Origin of the sequence: Jeongeupia chitinilytica, from assembly GCF_014652315.1 — a bacterium.
Lineage (GTDB): Bacteria > Pseudomonadota > Gammaproteobacteria > Burkholderiales > Chitinibacteraceae > Jeongeupia > Jeongeupia chitinilytica.
The window spans coordinates 268246-284820 of record NZ_BMYO01000006.1; the positions used below are offsets into that span (position 1 = coordinate 268246).

Consider the following 16575-nt stretch of genomic DNA (forward strand, 5'->3'; position numbering starts at 1 on the left):
CCGCACCCCAACGGAAAAAGCCGCGCTATGCGCGGCTTTTCGGCGGTGACGCGGTGAATCAGGCGTTGGCCGTGATCACGATGTACTTCTGCATCAGCTCTTCCTTGGACTCCTTGTTGTCCGGGTCGAGCGGAATACAGTCGACCGGACAGACCTGCTGGCATTGCGGCTCGTCGTAATGGCCGACGCACTCGGTGCACAGGTTCGGATCGATTTCGTAGATTTCTTCGCCCTGCGAAATCGCGCTGTTCGGGCATTCCGGTTCACAGACGTCGCAATTGATGCATTCGTCGGTAATCATCAACGACATGGTGCAGTTCTTCCGTTTCGAAAATCATTTAGAAAACAACAGCTTTGCGCAATTGTCCCACTTTGGGCGGCGCAGGACAATGCCGCGTGAATGGTCACGCGGGGGTCAGCAGACGATAGTGTACGGTGCCGGCCCGTCCTTCGCGCAGTACGGTCCAGCCGGCGAGCGCGGCTTCAAGGCCGGACCAGTCGGCCGTTTCGGCGTAGACGCGCGCACCGGGCGCCAGGCGCGGCAGCAGCGCCGTCAGCGTCGGCAACAGCAGGTCGCTGGCGTAAGGCGGATCGACAAAGGCCACATCGAAGCTGTCGTTGCTGCGCGCCAGCCAGCTCATCGCATCGGCGTGGACCAGTTCGACCCGGTCGAGCTTGAGCGTGCTGCGGTTGGCCGTTAGTACGGCGTGGACCGGTTTGGATTTCTCCACCATCACCACGCGTGCAGCGTTGCGGCTGCCGGCTTCGAAACCGAGCGCGCCGCTGCCGGCGAACAGGTCGAGGCAGCGCTTGCCGGTCAGGTCCTGACCGAGCCAGTTGAACAGCGTTTCGCGTACGCGGTCCGGCGTCGGACGCAGGCCGTCGCCGTCGGGAAAATGCACGATGCGGCGGCGGCATTCGCCGCCGATGATGCGAAGCTGGTTTTTCTGCTGGGCTGCCATGGGGTCGAAGCGTTAAAATCGCGGCAAATCAAGCATTTTCCGCCAATCAGGGCCAATTTCAAAACTCATGTTCAGTTTCTTCCGCAAGAAAAAGCCTGCCGAGGCGGCGCTCGAACCACAAGGGCAGCCCGTTCCGACGCCGGCCGAAGTGCCGGCAGTCCTCGCCGATGCCGCCGCCCCGGTCGTCGAACCGTCGGTACCCGACGAGGCTGTGACGCCGGTAGCGGACGCGCTTGTCGCTGAACCGCTTGCTGCCGAAGTCGCGGCAGCACCGAATTCCGTTGTCGAACCTGTTTCGCCTGCCCCGGCTCCCGTCGCGCAGCCGCAGGACAAACCCAGACTGTCGTGGGCCGAGCGGCTCAAGGCCGGGCTGGCCAAGACGCGCGACAAGCTCGGCAAGAACCTCGCCGGCCTGTTCGGTGGCGGCAAGATCGACGAGGAACTCTACGAGGAACTCGAGACCGTGCTGCTGACCGCCGACATGGGCGTCAACGCGACGACGCATCTGCTCGACGACGTGCGCGAGCGCGTGTCGCTGAAAGGGCTCAAGGATTCGCTCGAACTCAAGGGCGCGCTCAAGGACAGCCTGAACGCGCTGATCGGGCCGCTCGAAGTGCCGCTGAGCGTCGAAGGCCACAAACCGTTCATCCTGATGGTTGCCGGCGTCAACGGTGCCGGCAAGACGACCAGCATCGGCAAGCTCGCCAAATACTTCCAGTCGCAGGGCAAGAGCGTGCTGCTGGCCGCCGGCGATACCTTCCGCGCCGCGGCGCGCGAACAGCTCGTCGTCTGGGGCGAGCGCAACGGCGTGCAGGTGATCGCGCAGGACAGCGGCGACGCCGCCGCGGTCGCGTTCGATGCGGTCAACGCCGCCAGGGCGCGGGGCGTCGACGTCGTCATCGTCGACACCGCCGGCCGGCTGCCGACCCAGCTGCACTTGATGGAAGAAATCAGGAAGGTGAAACGCGTGGTGCAGAAGGCCGATCCGACCGGTCCGCACGAAACCATGCTGGTGCTCGACGCCAACACCGGCCAGAACGCGCTGTCGCAGGTGAAGGCCTTCGACGATGCGCTCGACCTGACCGGGCTGGTGCTGACCAAGCTTGACGGCACCGCCAAGGGCGGCGTGATCGCGGCGATCGCGCGCGAGCGCAGCATTCCGTTGCGCTTCGTCGGCGTCGGCGAAAGCATCGACGACCTGCGCCCCTTCGTGGCGCGCGATTACGTCGACGCGCTGTTCGACTGAACGATGAGCCAGCCGACGCTGCTCACGCCGCGGCTGATCCTGCGCCCGTTCGGCGACGGTGATGCCGATGCGCTGGCGGGGTTGCCGCTGCCCGGTGGTGCGGCCGCCTGTCTGCGCGAGCTGCGCAGGGGCGAGCTGTTCGGCGGCGCAAGCGGCATGGCGATCTGTCGCCGCGACGACCGGCTGACCGTCGGCTGTGCCGGCGTGCGGTTCGAGCGCGACGAAGCGCACTTCGGCCTGTGGCTGCTGCCGGCCGCGCGTGGCCGGGGTTTCGGCGTCGAAGCCGGCAGGGCCTTCGTCGACCGGGTGTTCGATGTGCATTCGCCGCGCGTACTGCTGGCGCAGACCGCACGCAGCGACACCGCCGCGGCGCAATGGCTGACACGGCTCGGCTTCGATCTCGATGCGACCGGCGCGGACACGCTGGGCTGGCGGCTGCGCCGGCTCAGCTGGTCGGTGGCCCGGACGTCGCGCAGCCTGTGAGCCCCCGTCGCCCCCAATCCGAGACATTTTCCAAGGCGGACCGATGATCCAATTCCAGCAAGTGACCAAACGCTACCCCGGCGGGCTCGACGCACTCAAGGGGCTGAGCATGGACATCCAGCCGGGCGAGCTCGTCTTCCTCGCCGGCCACTCCGGCGCGGGCAAGTCGACCCTGCTCAAGCTGATCGCCGGCATCGAGAAGCCGACCTCGGGCACCGTGCTCGTCAACGGCCAGAACCTCGCGCGCGCGTCGCGCGGCAGCCTGCCCTACGTGCGGCGGCACTTCGGGCTGATCTTCCAGGACCACAAGATCCTGTTCGACCGTCCGGTATACGACAACGTCAAGCTGCCGTTGGACATCATCGGTTTCGATGGCCGCGAGGTGAAACGCCGGGTGCTGGCGGCACTCGACAAGGTCGGGCTGTCGGGCAAGGAAAAGCTCAATCCGATCGCGCTGTCGGGTGGCGAGCAGCAGCGCTTGTGCATCGCCCGTGCCGTGGTGCACCGGCCGTCCATCCTGCTGGCCGACGAACCGACCGCGAACCTCGATCGCGATTACGCGCACGACATCCTCGAGCTGTTCAAGTCCTTCCACCAGGTCGGCGTAACGCTGGTGATCTCGGCGCACGACGAAACGCTGATGGCCGATTACGGCCGGCGCATCCTGCGGCTGAAAAACGGCCAGTTCACGGCTTGAGGGATACACGATGAAACACTGGTTCCGCCTGCACGGCCTCGCCCTTTCCCGCACCCTCGGCGCGCTGTTGCGCCACCCGGTTGCCACCCTGCTGCATCTGGCGGTGATCGGCCTCGTGGCCAGCCTGCCGCTCGGCCTGTACCTGCTGCTGACGAGCGTCGGCGGCGTCGCCGCAAAGATGCCGGTCGAGCCGCAGCTGACGGTCTTCCTCAAGCCCGAGGCCGACGTCGGCGCACTGCGCGCGCAGCTCGCCAAGGACGCCCGGCTGGCGCAGACGCGCTTCGTGCCCAAGGACGACGCGCTGAAGGCCATGGAGTCGGCGATCGGCAGCGGCGACCTGCTCGCAGGACTGGCCGAGAATCCGCTGCCCGATGCCTTCGTGCTGACCGCGCGGCGCGACGTTCCGGCGGCAGAGCTGACCAGGCTCGAGCAAAACCTGCTGACCGACCCGGGGGTCGATACCGTCCAGCTCGACTCGGCGTGGGCGGCGCGACTGGAAAAGGCGATTGCGCTCGGTCGCCACGCGCTGCAGGTCGTGGTGCTGCTGCTGGCGGTGGCGCTGGTACTGGTCACCGGCAACGCGATCCGCATGCAGATCCTGACCCGGCGCGAGGAAATCGAGGTGGCCAAGCTGATCGGCGCCACCGACAGCTTCATCCGCCGGCCGTTCCATTACAGCGCGGCAATCCAGGGCGTGCTCGGCGGGCTGGCGGGCTGCGGCATCGCCGCCGGTGCGATCGCATGGCTCAATCCGGCGGTCGGCGAGCTGGCCGCCGCCTATGGCCAGCCCTTCCTGCTGGCATTGCCGGGGCCGGTCGAACTGGCCGTCGTCTGCGCGACGACGATGCTGCTGTGCCTGCTTGGCGCCTGGTTTGCCGTCTGGCGCCACCTGCGCCGTTACCGTTGATCACGACGACGTCATAGCCGCAGGCAATGGGCCCGATTGGCATAATTGCCGTGCGCATCGGCACGTCCCGTGCTTGAATCAACGGAACCCGAAGTGCCTTTAGCACTCAAACGATACGAGTGCTAATATCATGGACGTTGTGTATCGCAGCGTCTGCAAGACAGGAGTGAACGAATGGGGAACAGCATGGCCCTGCCGGTGATCACCGCAGGCGACAGCATTGAAAGTTACATCCATCGTGTCAACGCGATTCCGATGTTGAGCGCCGAGGAAGAGGTCGAACTCGCCACGCGCCTGCAGAAGGAAAGCGATCTCGAGGCCGCCGGCCGCTTGGTGATGAGCCACCTGCGCGTCGTCGTGTCGATCGCGCGAGGCTACGCCGGTTACGGCCTGCCGCAGGCGGACCTGATCCAGGAAGGCAATATCGGCCTGATGAAGGCGGTCAAGCGCTTCGAGCCGGACCGCGGCGTGCGGCTGTTCTCGTTCGCCGTGCACTGGATCAAGGCCGAAATCCACGAATACATCCTGCGCAACTGGCGTCTGGTCCGCATCGCGACGACCAAGGCGCAGCGCAAGCTCTTCTTCAACCTGCGCTCGATGAAGTCGAGCTTCGCGGCGCTGACGCACGCGCAGGCCAAGGAAATCGCCGACGATCTCGGCGTGAAGCCGGAAGAAGTGCTGGAAATGGAAACCCGGATGACGGGCCAGGACATCGCGCTGATGGCCGATCACGACGACGACGAGGGCGGTTTCGCCCCGATCGACTGGCTGGCCGACCACGACGCCGAGCCGACCCGGCAGATCGAACGTCGCGCGCACGACCGGCTGCAATCGGAAGGCCTGCGTGAAGCGCTCGAAACGCTCGACGAGCGCAGCCGCCGCATCGTCGAAACGCGCTGGCTCGCCGACGAGGGTCAGGGCCTGACGCTGCACGAGCTCGCGGCCGAATACAGCGTGTCGGCCGAGCGGATTCGCCAGATCGAGGTCAAGGCCTTGCAGAAGATGCGTTCGGCGCTGCTGCCGGTCGCCGCGTAAACGGCGCGTACCACGTAAAAAGGGCACCTTCGGGTGCCCTTTTGTTTTGCTCCGCGGCCGGATCAGACCGGCCGGTAGCGCGTCGGATCGGTCACGCCGGCTGCAGCAAAGCCTTCGCGGCGCAGCCGGCAGGCATCGCAGACGCCGCAGGCGCGACCGTCGTCGTCGGCCTGATAGCAGGTGACGGTCAGGCCGTAGTCGACGCCCAGCCGGGTGCCGGTCTTGATGATGTCGCCCTTGGACAGGTCGATCAGCGGCGTGTGGATCGTCAGCGGCGAGCCTTCGACACCGGTGCGCGTCGCCAGCCGCGCCATCGCCTGATACGCGGCAATGTAGTCGGGACGGCAGTCCGGGTAGCCCGAGTAGTCGACGGCGTTGACGCCGATGAAAATGTCGTCGCTCTTGAGGACTTCGGCCCAGGCCAGCGCGTAGGACAGCAGGATGGTGTTGCGTGCCGGCACGTAGGTCAGCGGAATCTCGCCTTCCTGCGGTGCTCCCTCGGGCACGGCAATGCTGGCGTCGGTCAGGGCCGAACCACCGAAAGCGGCCAGATCGATCGTGACGACGCGGTGGGCCGCTGCGCCAAGCGCCTTGGTGACGCGTTCGGCGGCTTTCAGTTCGGCATTGTGGCGCTGGCCGTAATTGAACGACAGGCAGTAGGGCGCAAAGCCCTGATCCCGGGCGATCGCCAGGCAGGTGGCGGAATCGAGACCGCCCGAGAGCAGGATGACGGCGGGTTTGCTCATTTGTGGTGCTCCAGTACCGGTTTCGGCGTGACGGCGGCCAGCGCGCGTTCGGCGAGGTCGTGATAGAAATTGGTTCGGAAGATGCGGGCGACCGTCGACGCGATCATTGCGGTGGCCATGATCGAGATCACCATCTCGTGGCCGTCGGTCATTTCCATCAGGATGAAGGACGCCGTCAGCGGCGCGCGCGTCACCGCGGCCAGCACCGCCGTCATGCCGATCGCGACCAGCTTGATGTGCAGTTCCGGCCCCACCAGGGGCTGGAACCAGCTGCCGAGGCCGGCGCCGAGCGACAGCGACGGCGCGAAGATGCCGCCGGGCAGGCCGGTCAGATAGGTCGACAGCAGGCCGACGAATTTCAGCGGCAGGTAGTACCACGCCAGCGTGGCTTCGCCGGCGACGACCTTGCTGGTGACCTCGGCACCGCTGCCGAAGATCGGCGCAGCCAGACCGCAGACGGCGATCAGCAGGCCGCAGCAGGCGACGAACAGATAGGGGCGGGTCGCGCGGACCAGCTGGACGCGCTCGGGCAGCCAGCGGCCGGGATTGACGCACAGCCACGAAAACGCACCGCCGACGAGTCCGCCGGCGATCGAGATCAGCAGCAGCGGCGGCAGGATGCTGACGCTGAAGCCCGGAACCTTGATGTGGCCGAAATAGGTGTAGCTGCCGAGGAAGGCCAGCGAGACCACGCCCGACAGGATGACCGCACCGAGAATCTTGCCGCTGGTGCGCTCCTCGACCGAACGCGCCAGCTCTTCGAAGGCGAAGACGATGCCGGCGAGCGGCGTGTTGAACGCCGCTGCGATCCCGGCTGCGCCGCCGGCGAGAATCAGCTGGCGCCGGAATGCCGCATCGCCGAGCGGAAACAGTTTGCGGCAGGCGTACATGACGCTCGCGCCGATCTGCACCGTCGGTCCTTCGCGGCCGAGCACGAAGCCGGAGCCGAGACCGGCAACGATGCAGACGAACTTGGTCGCGGCGAGCTTGAGGTTGACGAGCCTGTTGGCGATGTCCGGCTGGTCGGCCACGTGCAGGGCCGCCATCGCCTGCTGGATGCCGCTGCCTTCGGCACCGGGGCCGATGCGCCGCATCAGCCAGACGATGGCCATGCCGCCGAGCGGCAGCGAGATGAACGGCCACCAGAACCAGCGCGTGGTCAGGCTGTCGAAACCGGCGAACGCCCATTCGGCGGCCTTGGCGAGCATCACCGCGAGCACGCCGACGGCGGCCGCGCCAATCCACAGCGCGATCGTGCCGCGGCTGCGTTGCGGCAGGTGGCGCAACCGGACGAGCCAGCGCTTCAGGGTCATCTTGACGATCATGGGACCTCCGGGGCGTGCATTGAGGATAGCCGAGCAATCCCCGCGTGCTCAGACGCCGGGCTTTTCGCCCCAGAGAATCTTGTGCAGCTGCACTTGCATCCGCACCGGCAAGTGGTCTTCGAGCACCCACGCGGCCAGATCGGCCGGCGGCAGCGTTTCCCACACCGGCGAGAATAGCACCGGGGCAAGGTCATTGACCTTGCGTTGGCGCACGAGATCGCGCGCCCACTCGTAGTCGGCCCGGTCGCACAGCACGAACTTGACTTCGTCTTTCGGCGTCAGCGCGGCGAGGTTGTCCCAGTGCATCTTCGCCAGCTCGCCCGAGCCCGGCGTCTTGATGTCGAGAATGCGCGAGACGCGCGGGTCGACATCGGCGATCGGCAGCGCGCCGCTGGTTTCGAGGCTGACGTCGTAGCCGGCATCGCACAGCGCAGTCAGGAAAGCGAGGCTGTGCTTCTGTGCCAGCGGCTCGCCGCCGGTCACGCAGACCGTACGCGCGCCGTGACGGGCCACGTCGGCGAGGATCTCGTCGAAGCCCATGGTCTTGCCGCCGTGGAAGGCATAGGCGCTGTCGCAGTAGCCGCAGCGCAGCGGACAGCCGGTGAGGCGGACGAACACGGTGGGCAGGCCGAGACGGCTGGTCTCGCCCTGCAGCGAATAAAAGATCTCGGTGATCCGGAGCGATGCGGGATTCATGATGGTTCCGTACCGGATTCACAATCCGGTGGTGGGTTTTTCCAGACCGGAATGTCCGGCGGAAATGCAAACAGCAGCGGCGAGGGCCGCTGCCGCGGGAATGGGGTTGATCAGTACGGGCCGATCAGTTGACGCTCAGCAGCGCCTTCTTGGCCGTCGCGGCCTTTTCGGACTGCGGGTATTTCTCGACCAGCTGCAACAGGAAGCTGCGGGCTTCCTTCTTGTTGCCCTGGGCGTTGGCGCACACGGCCAGGCCGAACAGGGCATCGGGCGCCAGCGCGTTGTCGGGCGCCTTGTTGACGATCTCGGCGTAGGCGAAGCGCGCGTTCTTGTAGTCCTTCAGTGCGGCATAGCTGTTGCCCATCCAGTACTGCGCGGTCGGCACGCCCGGGTCGGCCGGGTTCGCGGTGACGAACTGCTTCAGCGCGGCCACGGCGTCCTTGTGCTTGCCGGCCTGCGACAGCTTGATCGCGTCGTCGAGCGACTGCTGGCTGGCTTCCTGTGCGGCTGCCTTTTGCTGGACCTTGGCCTGTTCGATATTGCGGACCCGCGTGTCGAGGTCGGTGAACAGGTCCTTCTGCTGCTTGCCGGCCTGGTCCTGGTTGAACTGCAGCACCTCGATCTGGCCGCGCAGGTTGGCGATTTCCTGCTTGAGGCCTTCGATCTGTCCCAGCAGGTTGAGCATCTGCTTGTTGCTCGCTTCGAGCTGGTTCAGCCGGGTGTTCTGCTTGGCATTGTCCTGCTGCAGGTCGGTGATCTGCTGGCGGGCGACATTGTCGTCGAACAGGCCGGCATGGGCCTGCAGGGCAAAGGCAAAGGTGATCAGGGCAACAAGGCGTTTCATGGACGGTCTCGGAATGAACAAAGCCGGCATCGTGGCGACGCCGGCTAGCCTAGGCGGTTTTGCCGGGCGGCACAAGGCCGCCCCGAAACGGCTTACTGGGCCGATTCGCCCTTGTAGACCAGGTTGGCGTTACGGTTGCGCGACCAGGCCTCTTCGGTCTGACCCGGTTCCAGCGGCTTCTCTTCGCCGAAGCTCACGCTTTCCAGCTGCGATTCCGGTACGCCCAGCGACAGCAGGACCTTCTTGGTCGCTTCGGCACGCTTCTGGCCCAGCGCCAGGTTGTACTCGGCGGTGCCGCGGTCGTCGGTGTTGCCCTGAACGATCAGCTTGGCATCCTTGTTGGCCAGCAGGTACTTGGCGTGGGCGGCCAGCAGGGCCTGGTAGTCCGATTTGACGACGAAGGAGTCGAAGTCGAAGTAGACGCGGCGTTGCGACAGGATGTTGTTCGGATCGGTCAGCGGGTTGTTGCCCTTGTTCAGGTCGCTGCCCTGGGTCAGGTCGACGGTCGCCGGCTTGGTTTCACTGCCGGTGACCGGTGCCGTGGTCTTGCCCGCATTCGGGTCGGCCGGCGGCGTGCTCGAGCATGCGGCCAGGAGGGCGGTCATCAGGACGGACAGTGCAACTTTCTTCATTTTCATCTCCCATCGGATTGAACTTGGGTGAGCAAAACACCGCGATACATGCGGCCAGCATAGGGGAAAGCCGGGGCGACGGCGACGGAAAGAATGCCACCGGCCCGATTCCCGCATTCACATCAGCGCAACAGCGGCCCCCAGGCCGGCTGGCGGACATCGCCGTTCTGGGCCTTCAGGCGCTGCTTGATCCGGCCGTCGACCGATACGGCGGCGAGCGTGCCGCGGCTGCCGGTTTCGTAGAGGATCATCCGGCCGTTCGACGCGAAGCTCGGCGAATCGTCCGCACCGGTATCGGTCAGCACCTGGATCTGCCGGCTGGCCATGTCCATCACGGCGACCTGGAAACCCTTGCCGGTGCGGGTGATCAGGGCCATCGACTTGCCGTCCGGACTGACCTTGCCCGAGGCGTTGTACGCACCCTGGAAGGTGAGACGCTCGCCGCCGCCACCCGAGACCGGCATCCGGTAGATCTGCGGGCTGCCGCCGCGGTCGGACGTGAACACGATGCTCCGACCGTCCGGCGTGAACGAAGGTTCCGTGTTGATGTCGCCGGTATTGGTCAGCCGGCGCGGATTGCTGCCGTCGGTGTTGACGAGATAGATCTGGCTGCCCGAGTCCTTGGTCAGCACCACGGCGAGCTGGCGGCCATCCGGCGACCACGCCGGTGCCGAGTTCGAGCCCTTGAATGCCGCGGCCTTCCAGCGCTTGCCGCTGGCCAGATCCTGCACGTAGACGATCGGTTTCTGCTCCTCGAACGACACGTAGGCGAGACGGCCACCGTCCGGCGACCACTTCGGCGACATGATGGGCTGGTTGCTGGCGAGCACCGTCTGCGCACCGTAACCGTCGGCATCGGCGACCTGCAGCTCGTGACGCTTGCCGCGCTTGACCACGTAGGCGATGCGCGAGTTGAACGCACCCGGTTCGCCGGTCAGCTTCTGGTAGACCATGTCGGCGATCTGGTGCGCGACGCGCCGCGACTGGCTGACGCGGGCCGAGAGCTGGTGCGCCAGCAGCACGTTCTTGTTCGACAGGTCGACCAGCCAGAACTTGACGGTGAAGCTGTCACCGGCCGGGATCACGCTGCCGATCAGCGCCGTCTGCGCGCCGCGGCCGGTCAGTGCGGCCGGGTTCAGCTGCTCGGGGGCGAACGGCATCGGCGCGAGATCGCCGGCACCGATGACCTTGAACAGCCCGGAGCGGGTCAGGTCGTCACCGACGACGGGCGTCAGTGCCTGTGGCAGCGACTGCTCGGACTGGAACGGCGCGATCGCGATCGGGTACTGGCTGGCGCCGGCACCGACGACCTCGATCGTCATGTTGTCGGCGGCACGCGCGTGCATCATCGTGAACAGCAGCGCGGCGGCCAGGAACAGCCAGCTCGTCATGCGCTGCATCGTGGTCTGGAAGGTCGGCATACGTCTCCTCAGTCTTTCAGGCGGAAATTGATGTTCCATTCGCGGTACTGGCCCGAGAACGGCTGGCCTTCGGGCAATGGCGGCATCCTGCCGAGTGCCATCACCGCACGTTGTGCCGCCTCGTCATAGGCGGCGATGCCGCTGGATTTGACGACGGTGACATTGCTGATCGTGCCGTCGGGCAGCACGCTGATCTTCAGTCCGGCCGCCGGGTTGCCCTTGTCGTCCGGATAGACGAGTTTCGAGCGGATCAGCTGGCCGACCTTGCTGCGGTAATCGGTGAGCCCCTTGCTCGAAATCGGGCTGGTGCCGTTGCCGCTGCCCGGGCCGGTATTGACCGTCGCGTTCGGGTTGTTGCCCTTGCCGCCAGGCTTGGCACCGGCGCTCGGCGTGTTGTTGCTGGTGCTGAGCAACTGGTCGAACTCGGACTGCGGCTTGGCCTTGGGCGCCGCCTTCTTCGGTTCCGGTGTCGGCTTGGGCGCCGGCGTGGGTTTGGGAACCGGGGTCGGCTTGGGTGTCGGCGCAGGTGTGGGTGTCGGTACCGGTGTCGGTTTGGGTTTCGGCGTCGGCTTGACCTTCTCGACCGCAATGTCGGCCTTTTTCTCCGGCAGCGGTTCGGGCTTCGGTTCCGGCGTGGCCGGCGGCGGCGTCGGTTCGGCCTTCGGCTGCGGTTCCGGCTTTGCAACCTCGTGCTGCGCCGGTGCGGGCGGCGGCCCGCCCCATAACTCGACCTCGACCGGTTGCGGCTTCTTGGTCTGCCACTGCACCGACACCATCAGGAAGACCGCGAACAGCACGTGCACTGCCGCTGCCAGCACGAAGGCCAGCGTCCGGCGCTCCTCGGGGTGGCGTTGGCGATGGTCGATCACTTCGGGCGCACCAGCAGGCCGACGCGGGCGACGTTGGCGGCCTTGAGCGCGTCCATCGTCGCCATCACCGTTTCATAACGGACCGACTTGTCGCCGGCGATCACCACCGGCCGGTCGGCCTTGATGGCGAGCCTGTCCTGCACCAGCGTGACCAGCGCGCGGGCATCGGCGACGGTTTCGCTCTTGCCGGCGTCCGTCAGCGTCAGTTCGCCGTCCGGGCCGATTTCGACCCGCAACGGTTCGACGCTGGCTTCCTGATCGGCCTTGCCGACCGTGGGCAGGTTGACGACACCGGGCGACTGCATCATCGGCGTCGCGACCATGAAGATCACCAGCAGTACCAGCATCACGTCGATGTAGGGCACGACGTTGATCTGGTTCATCGAACGGCGCGGTCTTCGGGTTCTGGCCATGATCCGGCCTCCTTAGCGCGCAGCCTGACGTTGCAGGATGTTGGAGAACTCTTCGATGAAGGTATCGAAGCGGTTGGCCAGCGCGTCGACGTCGTGGGCGAAGCGGTTGTAGGCGACGGTGGCCGGGATCGCGGCGAACAGGCCGATGGCGGTGGCGACCAGCGCTTCGGCAATGCCGGGCGCCACGGTGGCCAGCGTGGCCTGACCGACGTTCGCCAGCCCGCGGAACGCGTGCATGATGCCCCAGACCGTACCGAACAGACCGATGTAGGGCGACACCGAACCGACCGAGGCGAGGAAGGACGTGTGCTTGTCGAGCCAGTCGAGCTCGCGCTGGCAGGCGGCACGCATCGCCCGGCGGGTGCCTTCCATCACGTCCGACAACTCCATGCCGCCTTTCTGGCGCAGCTTGAGGAATTCGGAGAAGCCGGCGATGAAGATCTTCTCCATCCCGACCGAGTGACCGCGCTTGGTCTGTTCGAACAGCGCATTCAGGTCCGAGCCGCTCCAGAAGCGGTCCTCGAACAGTTCGCTGGCCTTGGCCGCCTTCGACACCGTGAAGTACTTGCTGAAGATGTGCCACCAGCTGAGCAGCGACAGCAGCACCAGAATCGCCATCACCAGCTGGACGACCAGGCTGGCGTGCATCACGAGTTCGAGAATCGACAGGTCTTGATTGGGCATCGGGTTTACCGGGGTGAGGATGGAGGGGCTGCGCGGTGTTTCAGGTTCGTACCTGTCCGGCTCCGCGAGTTCCGTTTGCTTACAACTGGTTACTGTGCCAGCGGCGTGGTGACGACCTGTCCCGGCAGTTGCTGGTCCAGCTGGGCGCGGATGGCCGCGGCCAGCGAGGCCGTCCATTTGTTGTAGTTCGGATGGATGAAGACGCGACCGTCGCTGACGGTTTCGTACTTCAGGTTGAAGCTGTCGAGGTAGTGGATCTGGACGCTGCGGACGTCGTATTCGATCGTGACCTTGGCGCTGTGCTTGCCGTTGCCGACGTCGAGTGTGGCTTCGACCCGGCCCGGTGCAACCTCGCGCGCCTGCCACTTCGCCTTGGTCGCGCCGTCGATGATGGCGGTCTTCACCTGGCCCGGATCGAGGTCCCGGGTGATGGCGAGTTTGGGCGGATCCTGCAGCAGGCCCTGGCGCGCCAGCGCGGGGGTGGACAGGCCGAGCAGCAGGCACAGGGCAATGAGGATGTGTTTCATTGAGGTCTCCGGGCGTCGCTGCAATTGTAAGCGCTTGAAGACCCCGATTTAAGCCCTGATGTGACGAAACTCACCATCGGCATGCAAAGCTGGAAAAATTCACGCCGACCAGCGTCACCGGCCGGTCGGCGGCGGCTCAGTTGACGGCGATCTGCTCGGTGCCGAGCTGCTTGCGGATGTCGTTGGCGAGCGTCTCGGTCCACTTGTTGTAGTTGCCGTGGATGTAGGTCCTGCCCTCGGCGGCTTCGTAACCCATGTCGGCGCTGTCGAGATAACGGATCGCCACGCTGCGGTCGGTATAGTCGATCGCCACCTTCACCATGTGCCGGCCGCGAACGGTGATCGACGCATCGATCTGGCCCGGCGCCACTTCGGCGGCCTGCCATTTGCGCTTGGTTGCGGCGGTGATGATCGCGGTCTTGACGGTTTCGGCGCTGGCCGGTGCGGTGAACTCGATCTTGGGCGGTTCGCGCAGGATGTCGGCCCACGCGGGGGCGGCCAGCCCGATGGCCAGGCCGAGGGCGACGAGGATGTGTTTCATGGTGGTCTCCGTAGGGCACGACCGACGGATCGTGCAGGCGGAGTGTAAATGAAGTCGTGTACAGCGCCGTTAGTGGCGTCAGGTCTTGTCGGTCTCGCCGGGCGGGTTCAGCCCGAAATGCAGATAGGCCGATGCGGTGGCGATCCGGCCGCGGGGCGTGCGCTGCAGCAGGCCCTGCTGGATCAGGTAGGGTTCGAGCACGTCCTCGATGGTGTCGGACGCTTCGCCGATCGCCGCGGCGACATTGTCGAGGCCGACCGGGCCGCCGCCGAACTTCTCGATCACCGCCGACAGCAGCTTGCGGTCCATCACGTCGAGTCCGGCGTGGTCGACGTCGAGCATCTGCAGCGCCGCGTCGGCGACCTCGCGGGTGACGGTGCCGTCGTGCTTCACCTCGGCAAAGTCGCGCACTCGCCGCAGCAGCCGGTTGGCGATCCGTGGCGTGCCGCGCGAGCGGCGGGCGACCTCGAAGGCACCGCCTTCGTCCATTTCGACATTGAGCAGGCTGGACGAGCGCTCGACGATCCGCGTCAGCTCGTCCGCGGTGTAGAACTCGAGCCGGGCAACGATGCCGAAGCGGTCGCGCAGCGGATTGGTCAGCATGCCGGCGCGGGTGGTCGCGCCGACGAGGGTGAACGGCGGCAGGTCGAGCTTGACCGAGCGCGCGGCCGGGCCTTCGCCGATCATGATGTCGATCTGGAAGTCCTCGAGCGCCGGGTAGAGGATTTCCTCGACCACCGGGCTGAGCCGGTGGATTTCGTCGATGAACAGCACGTCGTGCGGCTCGAGATTGGTCAGGATCGCTGCCAGGTCGCCGGCGCGCTCGAGCACCGGGCCCGAGGTCTGCCGCAGGCTGACGCCGAGTTCGCGGGCAATGATGTGGGCCAGTGTGGTCTTGCCCAGCCCCGGCGGGCCGAACAGCAGCACGTGGTCGAGCGCCTCGCCACGCTTCTTGGCCGCCTCGATGAAGATTTCCAGCTGGCCGCGAGCTTTCTTCTGGCCGACGTACTCGTCGAGCAGCTTGGGCCGCAGCGCGCGCTCGAGCTGCTCTTCCTGCTGCGACACCGTCTTGGCGGTGACGACGCGCTCGGGCGGCAGGGCGGACAGGGAATCGGTTTCGATCATCGGTGCAATCTCGCCGGCGCACGCGCGCCGAGGTGGAAATAGACGGCCAGCAGGACCGTGCCGACCGCGTAGCCGGCGAGCACGTCGCTGCCATAGTGTACCCCGAGCACCAGCCGCGCCAGCCCGCCGGCCAGCACCAGTGCGGCGGCAACGGTCACGACCGCGACACGGGCGTGCGGCCAGCGCCGCCCCAGCAGCCAGCCGAGCGCGCCGAACAGCGTCATCGCCGCCATGGCATGGCCGCTCGGAAACGACGGGCCTTGCACCGACATCAGGTGCTCGAGCGCCGGTCGTGGCCGGTTGACGACGAACTTGATCGCTGCATTGACCAGCCAGCTGGCGACCACCAGCACGGGCAGGCCGGGCCAGGCGATCCGGCCCGCACGACGCAGCAGCCAGCCTGCGGCCAGCGCGATCGGCACCGAGCCCGAGAAGCTGCCGGCCCAGCCGAACAGCAGCGCCAGCGTCACCATGAAGGGGCGGCGATCGTACAGCCAGTGCGACAGCGTGGCATCGAAGCCGGCTTGCAGCGGCGTCCCCAGTGCGGCGAGGACCAGCAGGAAAACGGCGAACCCGCTCGCGGCGAGTCCGAGGTGACGGAGGGACATCGGGAATCCTGTCGATGACGACAAAGCACGGAGCCTAACGGCGTCGGCTGCCGGTGCGAAACGCAGAAAATGACACCGCCCGGATTGAGTCTTGCCTTAAAGCCTGGCCAGCGCCTTCAGCGCCAGACGGATGCCGTTGCTGACGTCGACGTCGTCGGGCAGGGTTTTCATGGCCGCATTGGCCTCGCGCTCGTTGTAACCGAGTGCCAGCAGTGCGTTGAGGATGTCGCCGGACGGCCCGTCGCCGAACAGCGGCGTCGGCAGTTTGGCGGCGACGGCCGCGCTGGTCGGCAGGCTGCCGAGCTTGCCCTTGAGTTCGAGGATCAGCCGCTCGGCCGTCTTCTTGCCGATGCCCGGGACCTTGGACAGCCGGGTGACGTCCTCGCCGGCTACCGCCAGCGCCAGTTCGTCGCTGTTCATGCCCGAGAGGATGGCCAGCGCGATCTTGGCGCCGATGCCGCTGATCCTGATCAGGTGACGGAACAGGTCGCGCTCGGCCCGGCTGGCAAAGCCGTACAGCAGTTGCGCGTCTTCGCGCACGAGCAGATGCGTGAACAGCTCGACCCGGGCGCCGAGTGCCGGCAGCACGTAGAGCGTGCTCATCGGCACATCGAGCTCGTAGCCGACACCGGCGACGTCGACGACCAGGGTCGGCGGCTGTTTCTCGATCAGGGTTCCGGTCAGGCGGGCGATCATCGGGCGGGCTCGGTCAGGCGCAAAAGCGCAGTATAGCGTTGCAGCCGGTTTTATAGAACGATCGTTGCATTTGCTTCGAGCGGATGGGGCCCCCGTTCCGATCGGCAAACGAGGCAGG

General features: G+C 66.2%; 21 protein-coding genes. 5 read left to right on the forward strand and 16 right to left on the reverse strand.

Annotated features, from left to right (window positions below):
• Nucleotides 1–58: 58 nt before the first annotated feature.
• Together IE097_RS12690 and rsmD are read right to left on the reverse strand one after the other, a co-directional pair.
• Nucleotides 59–310 (reverse strand): YfhL family 4Fe-4S dicluster ferredoxin, encoded by a 252-nt coding sequence (locus tag IE097_RS12690; protein WP_189461214.1) that lies wholly within the window; start codon nt 308–310, stop codon nt 59–61.
• Between the two features lie 94 nt (nt 311–404).
• Nucleotides 405–962 (reverse strand): 16S rRNA (guanine(966)-N(2))-methyltransferase RsmD, encoded by a 558-nt coding sequence (gene rsmD, locus IE097_RS12695; RefSeq protein WP_189461215.1) that lies wholly within the window; start codon nt 960–962, stop codon nt 405–407.
• Between the two features lie 67 nt (nt 963–1029).
• Here rsmD and ftsY point away from each other — a divergent pair, with 67 nt between their 5' ends.
• The 5 genes from ftsY (at nt 1030) to rpoH (ending at nt 5330) form a co-directional block, all read left to right on the forward strand.
• Nucleotides 1030–2208, forward strand: a complete 1179-nt coding sequence (ftsY, locus tag IE097_RS12700; protein ID WP_189461216.1) for a signal recognition particle-docking protein FtsY — start codon at nt 1030–1032, stop codon at nt 2206–2208.
• 3 nt (nt 2209–2211) lie between these two features.
• The gene (locus tag IE097_RS12705) at nt 2212–2691 is read left to right on the forward strand and encodes a GNAT family N-acetyltransferase (RefSeq protein WP_189461217.1); all 480 of its coding nucleotides are present in this window, start codon (nt 2212–2214) and stop codon (nt 2689–2691) included.
• 43 nt (nt 2692–2734) lie between these two features.
• Complete coding sequence (locus IE097_RS12710) at nt 2735–3388, forward strand: cell division ATP-binding protein FtsE (RefSeq protein ID WP_189461218.1); 654 nt, start codon at nt 2735–2737, stop codon at nt 3386–3388.
• Between the two features lie 10 nt (nt 3389–3398).
• A complete protein-coding gene (gene ftsX, locus IE097_RS12715) occupies nt 3399–4295 on the forward strand; it encodes a permease-like cell division protein FtsX (protein WP_189461219.1) in 897 nt (298 codons plus the stop codon).
• 174 nt (nt 4296–4469) lie between these two features.
• A complete protein-coding gene (gene rpoH / locus IE097_RS12720; protein ID WP_189461220.1) occupies nt 4470–5330 on the forward strand; it encodes an RNA polymerase sigma factor RpoH in 861 nt (286 codons plus the stop codon).
• Nucleotides 5331–5392: 62 nt separating this feature from the next.
• Here the strand turns inward: rpoH and queC are convergent, their stop codons facing one another.
• The 14 genes from queC to ruvA form a co-directional block, all read right to left on the reverse strand.
• The gene (gene queC, locus IE097_RS12725) at nt 5393–6076 is read right to left on the reverse strand and encodes a 7-cyano-7-deazaguanine synthase QueC (RefSeq protein ID WP_189461221.1); all 684 of its coding nucleotides are present in this window, start codon (nt 6074–6076) and stop codon (nt 5393–5395) included.
• Nucleotides 6073–7401 carry a chloride channel protein gene (locus IE097_RS12730; RefSeq protein WP_189461222.1) on the reverse strand — a complete coding sequence of 443 codons (1329 nt, stop codon included), beginning with the start codon at nt 7399–7401 and terminating at the stop codon, nt 6073–6075. The genes queC and IE097_RS12730 overlap by 4 nt, the downstream gene beginning before the upstream one ends.
• A gap of 48 nt (nt 7402–7449) precedes the next feature.
• Entirely contained in the window at nt 7450–8097 is a 648-nt protein-coding gene (gene queE / locus IE097_RS12735; protein ID WP_189461223.1) for a 7-carboxy-7-deazaguanine synthase QueE, read from the reverse strand.
• Nucleotides 8098–8221: 124 nt separating this feature from the next.
• Entirely contained in the window at nt 8222–8941 is a 720-nt protein-coding gene (gene ybgF / locus IE097_RS12740) for a tol-pal system protein YbgF (protein ID WP_189461224.1), read from the reverse strand.
• Nucleotides 8942–9033: 92 nt separating this feature from the next.
• Entirely contained in the window at nt 9034–9573 is a 540-nt protein-coding gene (pal, locus tag IE097_RS12745) for a peptidoglycan-associated lipoprotein Pal (protein ID WP_189461225.1), read from the reverse strand.
• A gap of 122 nt (nt 9574–9695) precedes the next feature.
• Nucleotides 9696–10994: a Tol-Pal system beta propeller repeat protein TolB gene (gene tolB, locus IE097_RS12750; RefSeq protein WP_229797573.1), complete on the reverse strand. Its 1299-nt coding sequence runs from the start codon at nt 10992–10994 to the stop codon at nt 9696–9698.
• Nucleotides 10995–11002: 8 nt separating this feature from the next.
• Entirely contained in the window at nt 11003–11863 is an 861-nt protein-coding gene (locus IE097_RS19495; RefSeq protein ID WP_189461226.1) for an energy transducer TonB, read from the reverse strand.
• Nucleotides 11860–12276 carry a protein TolR gene (tolR, locus tag IE097_RS12760; protein ID WP_229797574.1) on the reverse strand — a complete coding sequence of 139 codons (417 nt, stop codon included), beginning with the start codon at nt 12274–12276 and terminating at the stop codon, nt 11860–11862. The genes IE097_RS19495 and tolR overlap by 4 nt, the downstream gene beginning before the upstream one ends.
• Before the next feature lie 12 nt (nt 12277–12288).
• Entirely contained in the window at nt 12289–12960 is a 672-nt protein-coding gene (tolQ, locus tag IE097_RS12765) for a protein TolQ (protein ID WP_189461227.1), read from the reverse strand.
• Between the two features lie 89 nt (nt 12961–13049).
• A complete protein-coding gene (locus IE097_RS12770; protein WP_189461228.1) occupies nt 13050–13487 on the reverse strand; it encodes a hypothetical protein in 438 nt (145 codons plus the stop codon).
• A 136-nt stretch (nt 13488–13623) separates the two neighbouring features.
• Nucleotides 13624–14028, reverse strand: coding sequence for a hypothetical protein (locus IE097_RS12775; RefSeq protein WP_189461229.1), 405 nt, complete (start codon nt 14026–14028; stop codon nt 13624–13626).
• Between the two features lie 78 nt (nt 14029–14106).
• The gene (gene ruvB, locus IE097_RS12780) at nt 14107–15153 is read right to left on the reverse strand and encodes a Holliday junction branch migration DNA helicase RuvB (RefSeq protein ID WP_189461230.1); all 1047 of its coding nucleotides are present in this window, start codon (nt 15151–15153) and stop codon (nt 14107–14109) included.
• Nucleotides 15150–15761, reverse strand: coding sequence for a phosphatase PAP2 family protein (locus IE097_RS12785; protein ID WP_189461231.1), 612 nt, complete (start codon nt 15759–15761; stop codon nt 15150–15152). Before IE097_RS12785 ends, ruvB begins: the two co-directional genes overlap by 4 nt.
• A gap of 96 nt (nt 15762–15857) precedes the next feature.
• Nucleotides 15858–16457, reverse strand: coding sequence for a Holliday junction branch migration protein RuvA (gene ruvA / locus IE097_RS12790; RefSeq protein WP_189461232.1), 600 nt, complete (start codon nt 16455–16457; stop codon nt 15858–15860).
• Nucleotides 16458–16575: the final 118 nt, after the last annotated feature.

Coding starts and splice junctions, on each gene's coding strand:
- tolQ (WP_189461227.1), bottom strand. CDS start 12,960: ATGCCCAATCAAGACCTGTCGATTCTCGAACTCGTGATGCACGCCAGC.
- IE097_RS12730 (WP_189461222.1), bottom strand. CDS start 7,401: ATGATCGTCAAGATGACCCTGAAGCGCTGGCTCGTCCGGTTGCGCCAC.
- queC (WP_189461221.1), bottom strand. CDS start 6,076: ATGAGCAAACCCGCCGTCATCCTGCTCTCGGGCGGTCTCGATTCCGCC.
- tolR (WP_229797574.1), bottom strand. CDS start 12,276: ATGGCCAGAACCCGAAGACCGCGCCGTTCGATGAACCAGATCAACGTC.
- rsmD (WP_189461215.1), bottom strand. CDS start 962: ATGGCAGCCCAGCAGAAAAACCAGCTTCGCATCATCGGCGGCGAATGC.
- ruvB (WP_189461230.1), bottom strand. CDS start 15,153: ATGATCGAAACCGATTCCCTGTCCGCCCTGCCGCCCGAGCGCGTCGTC.
- rpoH (WP_189461220.1), top strand. CDS start 4,470: ATGGGGAACAGCATGGCCCTGCCGGTGATCACCGCAGGCGACAGCATT.
- IE097_RS12770 (WP_189461228.1), bottom strand. CDS start 13,487: ATGAAACACATCCTCATTGCCCTGTGCCTGCTGCTCGGCCTGTCCACC.
- IE097_RS12705 (WP_189461217.1), top strand. CDS start 2,212: ATGAGCCAGCCGACGCTGCTCACGCCGCGGCTGATCCTGCGCCCGTTC.
- queE (WP_189461223.1), bottom strand. CDS start 8,097: ATGAATCCCGCATCGCTCCGGATCACCGAGATCTTTTATTCGCTGCAG.
- pal (WP_189461225.1), bottom strand. CDS start 9,573: ATGAAGAAAGTTGCACTGTCCGTCCTGATGACCGCCCTCCTGGCCGCA.
- IE097_RS12785 (WP_189461231.1), bottom strand. CDS start 15,761: ATGTCCCTCCGTCACCTCGGACTCGCCGCGAGCGGGTTCGCCGTTTTC.
- ruvA (WP_189461232.1), bottom strand. CDS start 16,457: ATGATCGCCCGCCTGACCGGAACCCTGATCGAGAAACAGCCGCCGACC.
- IE097_RS12690 (WP_189461214.1), bottom strand. CDS start 310: ATGTCGTTGATGATTACCGACGAATGCATCAATTGCGACGTCTGTGAA.
- ftsX (WP_189461219.1), top strand. CDS start 3,399: ATGAAACACTGGTTCCGCCTGCACGGCCTCGCCCTTTCCCGCACCCTC.
- tolB (WP_229797573.1), bottom strand. CDS start 10,994: ATGCCGACCTTCCAGACCACGATGCAGCGCATGACGAGCTGGCTGTTC.
- ftsY (WP_189461216.1), top strand. CDS start 1,030: ATGTTCAGTTTCTTCCGCAAGAAAAAGCCTGCCGAGGCGGCGCTCGAA.
- IE097_RS12710 (WP_189461218.1), top strand. CDS start 2,735: ATGATCCAATTCCAGCAAGTGACCAAACGCTACCCCGGCGGGCTCGAC.
- ybgF (WP_189461224.1), bottom strand. CDS start 8,941: ATGAAACGCCTTGTTGCCCTGATCACCTTTGCCTTTGCCCTGCAGGCC.
- IE097_RS12775 (WP_189461229.1), bottom strand. CDS start 14,028: ATGAAACACATCCTCGTCGCCCTCGGCCTGGCCATCGGGCTGGCCGCC.